Here is a 12,404-nt window from a genome sequence, read left to right as displayed (position 1 = left end):
GCGCCGCGCATAGGTCTCTCTCAGATCGAGATGCTCACATTGTCCTCGCTGCGCCTCGCTCGACCATCACAACCGGTCGGTATTTCAGCAGCCTGTTAAGTCTTTGTGATTGAGAAGCACGGGGCTCCCATGCAATGGTACGCCAAGCACATGAGGTTTCATGTGTATGGTGTACCTGCCCGCGACTTCAATCCCCGCTCAATCTCATGGGGGCGAGTCTCGTGCCCCCACTCTTGGCACTCGGGGTGGTGAGATATGATCGCTCTCAAGTCCCAGCTGGTAACGACGCCACTACAGGCGGATCCCGAGTTGGACGCTCCATTTTGGGTCTTAGTCTTGACTGGGCGTGCAGCGGCGTTTGTGCGCAGATAGGTGCGCGCATCAGGCACACTGCGCACACCAAGGCGATAGGCCCATCGTGTGCAGCCTCCAGTCGTGCCGCCCAAGCTGCGCCGGTATGTCCCCCACTGGGTTTGATTTGCTTGTTGGGTACTTGATAGGCTTGCGACTTGACCGCCCTTGGCTTGGTCACGCAAACTGATCAAGCATGACCCAAGTCAACATCGCCCAAGCCAAGGCCCAGTTGTCGGAGCTGGTTCAGCGCGCGCTGGCCGGTGAAGAGGTGATCATCGCCAGGGGCAACAAGCCCCTGCTTCGCTTGATACCCCTGGACCAAGCGGGGCCTGCCCGGCAGCCGGGCACCGCCAAAGGCTTGGCCTGGTACATGGCGGACGACTTTGACGCCGCTCTCGACGACTTCTCGGCCTATCGCTAAGCGGCTCACCGCCCCCTCAACCCCCGCCCAATCTCCCGAATCCTCGCCTCGCCCTGCTCCAGCGCCTCGGCCGTGGTGTGCACCGAGTAGTTGCCCAGCACCAGCTCATGCGGGTGCAGCACGGCGGAGCCGAAGAGGAAGCCGCCGCCCTCGGCGCTGCTGAAGTGCAAGGGCTCGGCGCCTTCGTGGGTCAGCACGGCCAGCTCGTTGCGCAGGGTCTCGCCCGCCACGTGCACGCTGCCGCGTTTGGCGGCCAGCCACAACACGCTGTGGCCGTCGGGCACGGTGTAGTGCCAGCTTTGGCCGGGGGCCAGCTCTACCCAGAAGAGGTTGGCATCGTGCGGGGCGGGCACGGCGCTGCGCTGGCCCTCGTGGGTGCCCAGCAGCAGCTTGGCCGGGCCCATCGTGGGCACCTGCTCAGGGGCGATGAAGGCGGCCACGGGCTCTGCCAGCTCGTGTGAGGCGGGCAGGGCCAGCCACAGTTGGTAGCCTTCAATCGGCGCAGTGCTGGTGACCTGGCTTTTGTGCCAGATGCCGCTGCCGGCCTGCATCCATTCTTGGCCGCCGGCCGCCACGTGGTCCACACGGCCTTCGGACGTTTCGTGCTCGATGTCAAAGGTCAGCGGCACGCTCAACGTGGCAATGCCGGAGTGCGGGTGAAAGCCAAAGCGCGACCCGCCACCGGCGGGGGCGGCAATGTCGTCCAAAAAGACGAAAGGCTTGGTGAGTTGGCCCACGTCGCCGGGGCTCATCAGCCGGGTGATGGGGCCGTGGCGGTGGCCGCTGTGGCGCAGGACGATGCGTGTGGTGTTCATGGCCTCATGGTAGGCCTGGCACCGGGGGCCTGTGCTTCAGCGGCTTTGCACGCTGCGTGCGGGCGGCATGAAGAAAAGCGCCGCCCGCCGTGAGCTCTTCTTCTACGCGCTGCTCTTCCTCCTCAATTCACCCAATACAAGTGCCGCAAGGTCTTGGTGCCCACGGCCTCAGAGCGGGCTGCTCGCTCGGCCATCTCGCCCAAGCGCGAGGCCGGCTTGGCAGAGCTGATGGCTTGGCAGGCCTCGCTCACATCGGGCAGCGGGCCGCTGCTGCCAATGCGCGTGCCCTTGGCCGGGGGCTTCAGGTAGAGCTGCTTCACGTTCAAACCTTGGCCCTCGGCGCACAGGGGGGCAAACTGGCCCAGCAGGCCACGGGCATTGCGGCTGGCCGGCAGCAGGTGCTCGCCCTGCCAGGTGGCGCGGGCCTCGGCCATCACCTCGCGCCAGGTCTGAAAGTCCTCAGCGTCCAGCACCAGCGGGAATACGCTCTGGCGCTGCTGCGGGTTGGCGATCCACTCTTGCTCGTCGTCGGTCTCGGCCAACACGGCATGGCGCATGCGGTCCGAGGTCTCCAGGCCTTGGCCGATCAGCGTGTGCGCTTGGCCCAGCAAGGCGGGGCGGGCCAGCGTGAGGTGCCAGTGCTTGGTGTCCAGGTCAAAGGCCCGCACATGCGTCAGCAGGCCTTCAATGAACTGGTGATACGACAGCGCCCACAGCACATCGGCCTGGTCGATGCGGATCTGCGCAGCGGGCGCGTAGTTGCGCTGGATGTGCGCTTCATCATTGCGCGGCAGGCCCCAAGAGGCATGGTTCAGGCCGCGTTTGGGGATGGCAAAGAAGTACTTCTCCCAAAGCTCCATCTGCCCATCACCATTCAGGTCCATCTGCCACTGGCCGGGGGCGATCTGCAGGCTGCGGCGCTCACCCAAATGGATGCGGGCCAGCACTTGGCGGGTTTGCGCCATCTCGCGGCGCACCTCGTCGATTTGGCGCTCCACCTCGGCCACCACCTGCGGCAGCGGCGTGTGGTCGATGCGCTTGAAGTTCTGCGTGGCCCAGGTGATCAAGCGGCGGGTCTGATCGGTGTCGCGGCACAAGGCCCAGGCGATGCGTTCGTCGTCGCTCTTCAGGCGGCGCGCGTCGCGGGGGAGTTGCTTGCAGGTTTGCGCAAAGCCCGCCGTGGTGCTCATGTCCAGGGTTAATGGCGCGGCTTCGGCGGCAGCGCCATAGCCCAGGCCCACGGCCAACGCGGCCGCCGCAGCCATGTTGGAGAAACGAGCGCGACGCGAGGTGGAAGAAGTGGTCAAGGTCATCAGCCTGCCTGCTGCAGGCCCAGTGTGGAACATGGGCGGATGCTAGGCGTGAAGCCCCGCACAAGCCTGTGCGTTGCCCCACAGTGGCGGCCTGTGCGCTGGCTGGTATCGTGTGCCGATGCTGGCCACCCCCCTCATGGCTCCATGAGCCCCCCTCGCCCCTGGTGGCGCCGCGCCCTGCTGGGCCTCGTCCGCTGGCCTTTGGCGCTCATCATCGTGTTCGAGGAATGGGGCTGGGGGCCGCTGCAGCGCGTCTTAGCCGCCATCGGCCAGTGGCCCGGCTTCCGCTGGGTCGAAGCCGCCGTGCGCCGCTTGCCGCCCTATGCCGCGCTGGCGCTGTTCCTGCTGCCCTCGCTGCTGCTCTTGCCCGTCAAGCTGGCCGCCCTGTGGCTCATCGGCCAGGGCAAGGCGGTGTGGGGCGCGCTGCTCATCCTCACCGCCAAGCTGGTGGGCACGGCCATCGTCGCCCGCCTCTTCACCCTGACCCAACCCGCGCTGATGCAACTGCCTTGGTTTGCGCGCCTCTATGCCCGCTGGACGACCTGGAAGGACGGCCTGCTGGCTTGGGTGCGCAGCAGCGCCGCGTGGCGCGCTGGTCGGGTGCTGAAGGCGCAGGTCAGGCGCTTGGTGCGGAGGGTGTGGGGGCGGGGGTGAGTGCGCGCTGCTGCGGGCCGCTCAACGCCGCCCGCTCTCCCGCGCCGCCTTCAAAGCCGCCACCAGCCGGTCTCGCCACACCCGGTAGCCGGCTTCGCTGGGGTGCAGGCCGTCCACAAAGAGCTGGGGGTCTTGGCGGTCTTGGGCATCCACAAAGCCGGGGGTCAAGTCCAGCCACACCGTGAAGGGGGCGAACTCAGGGCTTTGGGCGAGGGCCGCCAAGCGGGCGTTGACGGGGCGCACCACGGCGGCGTCGCGCGCGGGCTCTGAGGTGGGCAAGATGGTGTGCCTGCACGCGCACGCTCCAGCCGTCTTGTGCTGTCTGGTTGGCGTAAAACTGGCGGGCTTGCGGGGTTTTCAGTGGCACGATGGCGACCATATGGCTCCAGCTCAATTGTGTCGACAGTGTTGACACAATTGCCGCATCGGGAAAGCTCTCGACAAACTTCACCATGCGGCGCAGGTTGCGCGACTCAAATCCCCGGCCAAATTCTTGCGGCAGTTGTTGGCCCAGTTGGTCCAGCAATTGGGAGCCATAGCTGGCGCGGCCTTCCACCAGCGCCTCGGAGCGCAGCCTTTGGCCCACGCTCCAATACAGCCGCGTCTGCTCTGCATTGACGGCACCGGCCAGCCGCTGCACGGCTGCTGGTTTGCTGCTTCAGCGCGGTCTACGGCATGCATGACCGGTTTGAGACCCCAATGAAAAAAGCCCTGGGCTCACGCCACAGGGCTTTTGATGCAAGAGGGCCTTGAGCCTCAGTCCGCTTGGCCTGTCCCCGGCCCCGTCAGCAAGCTCACGCTGCCATTCGAACTGCTGCCCAGCAGGCCGGTTTGGGTGTAGATGCCCAGCTTGGCGCGGGTGTCGGAGATGTCGAGGTTGCGCATGGTCAGCTGGCCAATGCGGTCCAGCGGGGTGAAGGCGGCGTCTTCAACCTTCTCCATCGAGAGGCGCTCGGGCGCGTAGGTCAGGTTGGGGCTGACCGTGTTCATGATGGAGTAGTCGTTGCCGCGGCGCAGTTCCAGCGTCACCTCGCCGGTGATGGCGCGGGCCACCCAGCGTTGGGCGGTTTCGCGCAGCATCAGGCACTGGCTGTCGAACCAGCGGCCTTGGTAGAGCAGGCGGCCCAGCTTGCGGCCGTTCATGCGGTACTGCTCGATGGTGTCTTCGTTGTGGATGCCAGTCACCAGGCGCTCGTAGGCGATGTGCAGCAGGGCCATGCCGGGGGCTTCATAGATGCCGCGGCTCTTGGCTTCGATGATGCGGTTTTCGATCTGGTCGCACATGCCCAGGCCGTGGCGGCCGCCGATCTTGTTGGCCTCTTCAAACAGGGCCACGGCCGAGCCAAAGCGTTGGCCGTTCAGGGTGACGGGCACGCCTTCTTCAAAGCCAACGCTGACCTTCTCTGCGGCCACCTTGACGTCGTCCTTCCAGAAGGCGACGCCCATGATGGGGTTGACGATGTGCATGCCGGCGTTCAAGAACTCCAGGTCCTTGGCCTCGTGGGTGGCGCCCAGCATGTTGGAGTCGGTCGAGTAGGCCTTCTCCACGCTCATCTTGTAGTCAAAGCCATTCGCGATGAGGTATTCGCTCATCTCCTTGCGGCCGCCCAGCTCGTCGATGAAGGTCTGGTCCAGCCAAGGCTTGTAGATCTTCAGCGCGGGGTTGGCCAGCAGGCCATAGCGGTAGAAGCGCTCGATGTCATTGCCCTTGTAGGTGCTGCCATCGCCCCAGATGTTGACGCCGTCGTCACGCATGGCCACCACCAGCGCGGTGCCGGTCACGGCGCGGCCCAGCGGGGTGGTGTTGAAGTAAGTGGCGCCGCCGGTGCTGATGTGAAAGGCCGCGCATTGGATGGCGGCAATGCCTTCGGCCACCAACTGCGCACGGCAGTCGATCAGGCGGGCAATGTCTGCGCCATAGGCCAGGGCTTTGCGGGGGATCTCTTCGTAGTCGCTCTCGTCGGGCTGGCCGAGGTTGGCGGTGTAGGCGCAGGGCACGGCGCCCTTGGCGCGCATCCAATGCACAGCGGCCGAGGTGTCCAGGCCACCAGAGAAGGCGATGCCGACGCGCTCGCCAGCGGGAAGTTTTTGCAGAATCGTTGCGGCCACGAGGGGGTCCTGTCAGGGGAGTGGGTGGGCATGCCGAGATGGCACACGCGCATCAGGAGAAGCTTGATTTTAGGGGGTCTGAGAAGCCTGCTGGCCAGTGGTTGGGCCAGGCCTTGCACGGCGCGCTGGCCCGGCGCGGGTGTGGAGCCTTCTGCAGAAAGGGTGGTGGAGGCTTGTGCCAGGCCAAGCGCGCGTAACGCTCTTTGCCGAGAGGTTGCGCTTAACGACGTATCGGCGGGCTCTGCAAGCTTTGAATGTCTCCAAATGCAGCAAGAAGTGCAGACCGTGATAAATGCCTCAGGCGAGTTGGCACTCCCGCCATGCTTGCCTGTTGGATGTCACTGGTGATGTAGCAAAAATGGAGTTGTTTGAAAGTCTTACTGAAGCCTCTCTCCACGGAGAGGTGATGAGAGCGTCGGTGGTGATCGAGATCGTGTTGAGACACCTTTGTCTTGGATGATGACCGAGGTTTCCCTGTGCTGTGTGTAGTTGAAATGTACGGGTGACGTATGGCCATTGCAGTTGCTATTGTTGAAGATGACCCTCTCGTCAGAGGCGGGGTCGTTAAGGTCTTGAATGGATCCAACCTGCTCCATGTGGTGGGGGCGGTGGGCACGGCGCATGAGGCGCTGGCGCTGAACGCGCGCTACAGTGTGGATGTGTTCTTGGTGGACATCGGCCTGCCTGACATGATGGGCAATCAGCTCATCGCCAAGCTGCGCCTGCAGGCCAAATGGCCGCAGTGCATGGTGCTGAGCTCCTTTGGTGATGCCCGCCACATCAATGAAAGCCTGCGTTCGGGCGCCTCAGGCTACATCCTGAAGGAAGAGATCTCTCCCAGCCTGGTGGAGAAGATCGTCAAGCTGCACAACGGCGGCGTGCCGTTAAGCCCGGCGGTGGCGCGCGTTCTTGTGGACCAACTCAGCCGCACCAGCCTGACCTCCCGCGAGGAGCGGCGCGAAGCGGCCATTCAGGATTGGGGGCTAGCGCCCCGCGAAGTTGAGGTGCTTGACCACCTGGCCACGGGGCTGCCCGTGGCTCTGATTGCTGACAAACTGAACGTCTCGCCCAACACTGTCAACCAGCATCTTCGCAGCATTTACCGCAAGCTCAATGTGCATTCCCGGGCCATGGCGGTGTATGCCGCGCGAGCGGCCGGCATCACGCACCATGGATAGCGCAGCGCCCAGGCTCAGGGGTATTGCTTGGGCGGCTGTGTTGGTGCTTGTGATCGCAGCGTTGGTCACGCTTCAACGCGATGCACCACCCCTTCAACTGACCAGAATTCCGTCGGCTATCGCCTGGGTGCCCCATGACTTGTTGGCGGGCGGCTCCAGTGATTCGGCTGCCAGCGAACGGCTGTTGTCCGCCATACGGGCACAGCCGAACTACGCGATTTCAGACTATGTGGAGAGTGGGGTGCTGCGGGCCTTGCCGCATTTCGAATCGGGCAAGGAGACTTCACGCCTAAGGGTAGAGGCGTTTACGCTGGACCTTTCTCAGGCTCTGAACTTAAGCGGTGGCCAAGCACCGCTGTACCGCCGATTGGCACCGCAGTTTGCGGTGCTGCTGACCCAGGCCATCAATGGGGGTGACATTTTCTTGAATGGCGTTTGGATCCATGGGCTGCCGAAGTCCGACCGCTCAACGCGCCGGGTCTGGTACCAGCCCTTGCTGGTGCCCTTGCCATCGCAGTTGCTGAACCTCAGCGGTGGGGAAAACATGCTGACCTTCGTTCAGTCAACCTATGAGCCCTATTCCCTCATTCCCAATGTGTATGTGGGCGACTATGCCAATGTGAGCCAAGTGGCGGCGCTCATCAATTTCGTCTCCCACACGCTGGCCAGTTTCTCCATTCTTTTTTGCTTGGTCATGGGCGTATTCATGGTCGCGGCCAGGATGGCGGCCTCTCGGTCGGCGACCTTCTTCTATGCAGGCTGCACCGCGCTGATCTGGGCGGTTTTGTTCACCGCCGCGCTGTGGCCGGCAATGCCGGTGGATTGGCTGACCCCGTGGCGGCTTTTGCTCTACGGCCTGGAGGGCATCTTCATCGTGTTGACCTCCCTGTGCGTGCTCCATCTCGCCAAGGTGCAGATCCGCTTGTTCTGGAAACTCGTGCTGGCGCTATACATCTGTACCGCACCACTCATGTACTACCTGGAAGGTGCCAGCATTCAACAAGACCTGGATGCCTATTGGACGCTGCTGGGCGTGGGGCTGTATGCCTACAGCGTGCTGCGGCTGCTGATTCACGGCAGGCGCTCCAAAGAGGGTGTCGCGTATGCCATGGCCATCGTCTCCATCATCTGTATTTTGCTCGCCCTGCATGACCATGTGGTGCGAACAGGCTGGATCAATGTGAACGTCTGGCACGGCGAGACGTGGTCTTGGCACTGGCTGCTGACCGAGCCCCTCTATCTCTTTCATTTTGCGGTGCCCTTGCAATTGTTGGTGGTGGGCAAGGTGCTGTTGGACGACTACCACGTCAAGTCCAGGCAGGTGGCGGCCGCCAATAAAGACCTCCGCGCAGCGCTGCGTGCACGTGAAGGTGAGTTGCAACGCATCTATGAGGCCAAGCGCTTGCTGATTCAGCAGTTTGTGCAGAGCAAAGAGCAAAAGCGCATCTACCAAGACATTCACGATGGCATCGGCTCACGGCTCGTCTCGCTGCTGTTTATGTTGAAGTCTGGCAAGGCTCGCCCCGATAGCTGTGTTCAATCGCTGGAGTCCTGTATCCGCGATCTCAGAAACGTCATCAGTGCGCATTCGGACGTCAACAGCGACCTCCAGTCCAGCATTTTTGAACTGTGTCTGAACCTTGAGGAACAACTGAGCGATAGCGACATCGTGTTGACCTACGACATCGCCGACGGCGAGCCAGTCTGCCTCGACCGACATCGTCATTTACATGTGGTGCGGTCCTGCCAGGAAATGCTGGCCAATGCGATGAAGCATTCCAGCGCCCGACACATTCACGTCAAGCTAGATAGCGACGAGACCTTCTGTCGCTTATTGGTTCAAGACGATGGTCGGGGCATGTCTTGCGAGCTGCCAGAAGGCACTCGGTCTGGTGGGGTGGGTGTGCGGGGACTGATCTCTCGGGCACAGGCCTTGAATGGCCAGTGTGACTGGCACTCCCAACTGGGCCAGGGGACCACCGTCACTTTGCGCTTCCCTATCACCCTGAAGCCAGAGCCCTTGATACAGCAGGCCTGGCCTGCTGCTGCATCGGCAGGGCGGCCCGGGGTGAGCTGACTCACATGCGAATCCAGTCATAGCGGCCATTCATGAGGCTGGCATAGGCTTCTTCCGGGGCCGCCAGGATCTGCTTGCGCCAGTACTCGCCGTGCTCCGAGTAGTGACCCAAGGTGTCAGCCAGCTTCATGCCGTCTAGCTCTTCGGAGAAGGGGCAGCGCACCATCAAGGTGACGTTGCCGCTGTCTCCGTCCATGCCCAGAATGGCTTGATCAGCCGCATATACGCTGCAGTTGGCTTCGAGCATCAGCCGGAAGACTTGCAGGCTGCGCCCAGCGCTGACCGTGCCAAAGTCATAGACGAGATAGATCGCCTCTGCGTCTCCGGGGTCGAACTGCAGGTCCACCAAATACCCATCGACGTCGATCTGTCCGCGCCTCAGAATCTCTTGGGGGTGTGGGATTCCGACCGTCAGACACAATTCGGTCACGAGTTCACGAAACCGGTCTTTGCTCAAGCCTATTCACTCCTTAAGGCGATGATGGGTGTTGCAGGCACCCTATGAAATGAGGGGGCATGCAGGAATTCCGCATTTGGCACCTGATCGACACGTTGGTCAAAAACGTTTCATCATGACCTGATGAACGGCGGAGGTAATGCCGCGCTTCTTGCCATATTGGGGTGCCAGAGACTGCAGCATCAGCAGCGGAAGCAGCGCGTGATCCAGCGAGCGACCAGGCGGCTTGTCCGCCCCGTTGGGTGACTGCGGGCGCTGCCCCTGCAAAGCCAGGCTCACTTCCGTGAGCCCTGGACGTCCGCCCGCCTGTTGAGCCATGCTCCATTCCGCCTGCGTTAGTGAGCGCCTGACGAACACCTGTTGCCCCGCTGCGCGGGCCGCCACAATCTGCTCGGCCAGATGCGCCAAGCGTGAGACGATCTGAATCTGCAGGGCATGGCGACTGCCAGGGCGCAGTGGCAAGCTTTCCGCGACTGCGTCCAGCAGCAGGCCCAAGCGCTCACCGGCCAGCGCGGTCTCTCCTGGGGCGCGTATCCGCTCACTCCATTTCTTGCGTGCTTGGCTTAACAACGCGGCCGAACGGGTGTCGCTGCCGCGTTGCCCCCCGGCAGACTGGTCGCCATCAGAATTAGCCGCTTGTTCGCCCTCTGCGGCGGTGACGGTGGATTCGGGCGCCTCACTTCCTTCAACTGCGCCCTCGTTCTGGCTCACCCATGCGTCATGGGCAGCCACGCCGAGGCTGCGAAAGGCCGATCGTCGCCCACCCTTTCGGGCACCGACTTCGTCGCCGCTGTCGTCACCGTCGGTGCTGGCCGCTGATGTTGACCCAGCCAGCGGCAGGGACTGAAAGGGCAGGTTGCTGCTGATCTCCATGCCCTCAGCTCCTAAAGATGTTCTCGATGGCCATGTTGGCGAACACCAGAACCTTCTGGGCACACCAAGGAGCGGTGACTAATACCGTCACGCCCACGCAGAACAGCTTGACCCCTTGCGACACGCTGCTGTCTTGCAAGGAGGTGACGGCCTGGAACAGTGAGACCAGCAAGCCCACGCCCGCCGACACCAGCACTGACGGCAGAGACAGCACGACAATCAGCCACAGCGCCTCGGACACGAGCATTGACAACTGTTCCATTGCGTCAGCGGTAAGTGAGAACCAGGCCTTGCAAGAGCTTGGTCCAGCCGTCCAGAGCCACGAACAGCAGCAGCTTGAAGGGAATGGCGATATTGGTGGGGCTGACCTGAGACATGCCCATGGCCAGCAGGATGCTGGCGACCACCAGATCGATCACCACAAACACCAAATACAGGATGAAACCGATCCGAAAGGCCTCGGCCAACTCGGTCAGCAGGAAGGAGGGCGCCAGGATGAGCATGTCGCTGGGCCGCACTTGAGCGGCCTGCTCGGGCGACCACATCTCTTTGGCAGCCTGCATAAAGAAATCAATGTGCTGCTGGTGGGTGTGCTTGGCCAGAAACGCCACAAACGGCTGCTTGGCGGCTTCAGCCGCGTCCATCACGCGTTGAAGACCATCGCCGCGAGACTGCAGCAACTGGGTTTGACCCGCATGAAACACTGGCATCATGATGTAGCAGGTCAGGATCAAGGCGATGGCATTGATGATCATGTTCGAAGGCACTTGCTGAACCCCGACCGCATTGCGCACCAAGCTCAGCACAATGCTGATCTTGGTGTACGAGGTCACGGCCATGACCGCAAATGGCAAGAGTGCCAGAGAGAACATCACCACCAGTGATGACACAGGGTCAATCATGGTGAAGGCCCCTCACCTTTGATGTACAGCTTGTCGATGCGCAGGGCCAGGCTGTCGCCGATCTGCACCAGTTGGCCAGAGGCCAACGTTCGCCCCAGAGACACCATCTTGACCAGGCACTGTTGAGGCTGGCAGTCCAGGTCCACTACCTGGCCGGGCCGGATCTTGCGAAGTGCCGACAGAGCGAAGCTGCCGCAGGCCAATTCAAAGCTGATGGGAATCTTGACCTCATTCAAGTCGATGCATTCCTCATCGTCATGGGGCTGTGCAGCTGGGCCTGCCATGTCGTCCGCATACTGTTCGCCGGTCCAACTCATCGTGTTTGCACTCCAATTCCAATCCATGAGGGGCGCATGGCCACCGCTTTGTCCCAGCGACCAGACGACTTTGACTGGGCGGGCCAACGAGTGGGCGATGATCACCCCGTCACCGAGGGCCATTGTGCGCAGCTCGGTGAGCGTCCAGCACTGGGGGGGGCTTCTCAGCCGACTGCTGATCCACAGATCCGGTTCGGTGGTCGCCAAGCCGGGTGGACATGACAATCGCTGGAACAAGCGCTCCTCGCATTGGACAAAGGCGAAGCGAACGGCCCCCACCGCCCAGGCAAAGCACAGCGCATCCGCGCGTGGGTGTTCTTGCACGCTGCGCAACCCCAGCAGGCCCAGTGGCCCCGAGACCTGTGGCCAGCAAGCCTGAAAGCAGGCATGAACCCATTGCGGGTCCAGGGCCTGGGCCTCTGGCATCAGGGCGTCGAAGAAAGGGGTGCCGCGACCCTCCACCCAGACGGTGGCACAGCCCTCCCGGAACTCCCATTCCATCAACAAGCCACGGGCCTGGGTGAACAGGCCAGGGCTGGCAGACAATTGAAACTGTTGGGCCCAGGCTTGGATGACGGCCGAGTCTGCGGTCAGGGCTTCGCCCCAAGCCTGCTCGCGTGAGCAAGTGGGCCAAGGGATGACCTGCGTGAGTCGATCATCGCTAAGGCTGAGGCTAGGCAAATCCAAAATATTCATTGACAACATCAATCTCGACGCTACGCCCCGTCAGCTCTTGCAAGACGTGACAAACACTTTCTGTGGCTGGTGAGAGTAGCGAGAGGGTGTGGGCATCGCAGGACAAAAACCGAAGGCGGACCGACTCAGGCGAAAGACCCAAGGTCAGGGAGCATTGGGGCAGCACGTCTTCTCGCAGACGTAAGCGCACGGTCCAGTCGCTGCGGCGAGAGGGGGCGGTGTTCAAGGCCATGCACAC

The 12,404-nt window shown here is 62.6% G+C and carries 15 protein-coding genes; 4 read left to right on the top strand and 11 right to left on the bottom strand.

Annotated features, from left to right (window positions below):
• The first annotated feature begins 547 nt into the window (after window positions 1-547).
• Window positions 548-775: a type II toxin-antitoxin system Phd/YefM family antitoxin gene (locus ACIQ3Q_RS18010; RefSeq protein ID WP_396270558.1), complete on the top strand. Its 228-nt coding sequence runs from the start codon at window positions 548-550 to the stop codon at window positions 773-775.
• A gap of 5 nt (window positions 776-780) precedes the next feature.
• Here ACIQ3Q_RS18010 and ACIQ3Q_RS18005 read toward each other — a convergent pair whose 3' ends face one another.
• Both ACIQ3Q_RS18005 and ACIQ3Q_RS18000 read right to left on the bottom strand, forming a co-directional pair.
• Complete coding sequence (locus tag ACIQ3Q_RS18005; RefSeq protein WP_396270557.1) at window positions 781-1,590, bottom strand: pirin family protein; 810 nt, start codon at window positions 1,588-1,590, stop codon at window positions 781-783.
• Window positions 1,591-1,712: 122 nt separating this feature from the next.
• The gene (locus tag ACIQ3Q_RS18000) at window positions 1,713-2,903 is read right to left on the bottom strand and encodes a hypothetical protein (RefSeq protein WP_396270556.1); all 1,191 of its coding nucleotides are present in this window, start codon (window positions 2,901-2,903) and stop codon (window positions 1,713-1,715) included.
• Between the two features lie 144 nt (window positions 2,904-3,047).
• On the opposite strand from ACIQ3Q_RS18000, the gene ACIQ3Q_RS17995 reads away from it, so the two are divergent.
• Window positions 3,048-3,557: a hypothetical protein gene (locus ACIQ3Q_RS17995; RefSeq protein WP_396270555.1), complete on the top strand. Its 510-nt coding sequence runs from the start codon at window positions 3,048-3,050 to the stop codon at window positions 3,555-3,557.
• A 21-nt stretch (window positions 3,558-3,578) separates the two neighbouring features.
• Here the strand turns inward: ACIQ3Q_RS17995 and ACIQ3Q_RS17990 are convergent, their stop codons facing one another.
• The 3 genes from ACIQ3Q_RS17990 to argG all read right to left on the bottom strand — a co-directional run bounded on the left by ACIQ3Q_RS17990 (window position 3,579) and on the right by argG (window position 5,666).
• Window positions 3,579-3,836 carry a hypothetical protein gene (locus ACIQ3Q_RS17990; protein WP_396270561.1) on the bottom strand — a complete coding sequence of 86 codons (258 nt, stop codon included), beginning with the start codon at window positions 3,834-3,836 and terminating at the stop codon, window positions 3,579-3,581.
• Complete coding sequence (locus ACIQ3Q_RS17985; RefSeq protein WP_396270554.1) at window positions 3,754-4,197, bottom strand: DUF1016 N-terminal domain-containing protein; 444 nt, start codon at window positions 4,195-4,197, stop codon at window positions 3,754-3,756. Before ACIQ3Q_RS17985 ends, ACIQ3Q_RS17990 begins: the two co-directional genes overlap by 83 nt.
• Before the next feature lie 116 nt (window positions 4,198-4,313).
• Window positions 4,314-5,666, bottom strand: coding sequence for an argininosuccinate synthase (argG, locus tag ACIQ3Q_RS17980; RefSeq protein ID WP_396270553.1), 1,353 nt, complete (start codon window positions 5,664-5,666; stop codon window positions 4,314-4,316).
• Window positions 5,667-6,175: 509 nt separating this feature from the next.
• Here argG and ACIQ3Q_RS17975 point away from each other — a divergent pair.
• A complete protein-coding gene (locus ACIQ3Q_RS17975) occupies window positions 6,176-6,844 on the top strand; it encodes a response regulator (RefSeq protein WP_396270552.1) in 669 nt (222 codons plus the stop codon).
• 61 nt (window positions 6,845-6,905) lie between these two features.
• The gene (locus ACIQ3Q_RS17970) at window positions 6,906-8,921 is read left to right on the top strand and encodes a sensor histidine kinase (RefSeq protein ID WP_396270551.1); all 2,016 of its coding nucleotides are present in this window, start codon (window positions 6,906-6,908) and stop codon (window positions 8,919-8,921) included.
• A gap of 1 nt (window position 8,922) precedes the next feature.
• On the opposite strand, the gene ACIQ3Q_RS17965 is transcribed toward ACIQ3Q_RS17970, so the two are convergent.
• The 6 genes from ACIQ3Q_RS17965 to ACIQ3Q_RS17940 form a co-directional block, all read right to left on the bottom strand.
• Window positions 8,923-9,351 (bottom strand): CesT family type III secretion system chaperone, encoded by a 429-nt coding sequence (locus tag ACIQ3Q_RS17965; RefSeq protein WP_396270550.1) that lies wholly within the window; start codon window positions 9,349-9,351, stop codon window positions 8,923-8,925.
• 126 nt (window positions 9,352-9,477) lie between these two features.
• A complete protein-coding gene (locus ACIQ3Q_RS17960; RefSeq protein ID WP_396270549.1) occupies window positions 9,478-10,251 on the bottom strand; it encodes a hypothetical protein in 774 nt (257 codons plus the stop codon).
• Between the two features lie 4 nt (window positions 10,252-10,255).
• Entirely contained in the window at window positions 10,256-10,513 is a 258-nt protein-coding gene (gene sctS, locus ACIQ3Q_RS17955; protein WP_396270548.1) for a type III secretion system export apparatus subunit SctS, read from the bottom strand.
• A gap of 4 nt (window positions 10,514-10,517) precedes the next feature.
• Window positions 10,518-11,153, bottom strand: a complete 636-nt coding sequence (gene sctR, locus ACIQ3Q_RS17950; RefSeq protein ID WP_396270547.1) for a type III secretion system export apparatus subunit SctR — start codon at window positions 11,151-11,153, stop codon at window positions 10,518-10,520.
• Window positions 11,150-12,166 (bottom strand): FliM/FliN family flagellar motor switch protein, encoded by a 1,017-nt coding sequence (locus ACIQ3Q_RS17945; protein ID WP_396270546.1) that lies wholly within the window; start codon window positions 12,164-12,166, stop codon window positions 11,150-11,152. Before ACIQ3Q_RS17945 ends, sctR begins: the two co-directional genes overlap by 4 nt.
• Entirely contained in the window at window positions 12,144-12,398 is a 255-nt protein-coding gene (locus ACIQ3Q_RS17940; RefSeq protein ID WP_396270560.1) for a type III secretion HpaP family protein, read from the bottom strand. Before ACIQ3Q_RS17940 ends, ACIQ3Q_RS17945 begins: the two co-directional genes overlap by 23 nt.
• Between the last annotated feature and the right edge of the window lie 6 nt (window positions 12,399-12,404).

Source organism: Ideonella sp. (assembly GCF_044358605.1).
Taxonomy (GTDB): domain Bacteria; phylum Pseudomonadota; class Gammaproteobacteria; order Burkholderiales; family Burkholderiaceae_C; genus Ideonella.
Note: the sequence above shows the minus strand (reverse complement) of the source record. Positions and strands in the feature narration are given on the sequence as shown.

Excerpts from the sequence above, each read along its gene's own strand:
- sctR (WP_396270547.1), bottom strand. The coding sequence starts at position 11,153 with ATGATTGACCCTGTGTCATCACTGGTGGTGATGTTCTCTCTGGCACTC.
- ACIQ3Q_RS17975 (WP_396270552.1), top strand. The coding sequence starts at position 6,176 with ATGGCCATTGCAGTTGCTATTGTTGAAGATGACCCTCTCGTCAGAGGC.
- ACIQ3Q_RS17995 (WP_396270555.1), top strand. The coding sequence starts at position 3,048 with ATGAGCCCCCCTCGCCCCTGGTGGCGCCGCGCCCTGCTGGGCCTCGTC.
- ACIQ3Q_RS18000 (WP_396270556.1), bottom strand. The coding sequence starts at position 2,903 with ATGACCTTGACCACTTCTTCCACCTCGCGTCGCGCTCGTTTCTCCAAC.
- ACIQ3Q_RS17945 (WP_396270546.1), bottom strand. The coding sequence starts at position 12,166 with ATGAATATTTTGGATTTGCCTAGCCTCAGCCTTAGCGATGATCGACTC.
- ACIQ3Q_RS17960 (WP_396270549.1), bottom strand. The coding sequence starts at position 10,251 with ATGGAGATCAGCAGCAACCTGCCCTTTCAGTCCCTGCCGCTGGCTGGG.
- sctS (WP_396270548.1), bottom strand. The coding sequence starts at position 10,513 with ATGGAACAGTTGTCAATGCTCGTGTCCGAGGCGCTGTGGCTGATTGTC.
- ACIQ3Q_RS18005 (WP_396270557.1), bottom strand. The coding sequence starts at position 1,590 with ATGAACACCACACGCATCGTCCTGCGCCACAGCGGCCACCGCCACGGC.
- ACIQ3Q_RS18010 (WP_396270558.1), top strand. The coding sequence starts at position 548 with ATGACCCAAGTCAACATCGCCCAAGCCAAGGCCCAGTTGTCGGAGCTG.
- ACIQ3Q_RS17940 (WP_396270560.1), bottom strand. The coding sequence starts at position 12,398 with ATGGCCTTGAACACCGCCCCCTCTCGCCGCAGCGACTGGACCGTGCGC.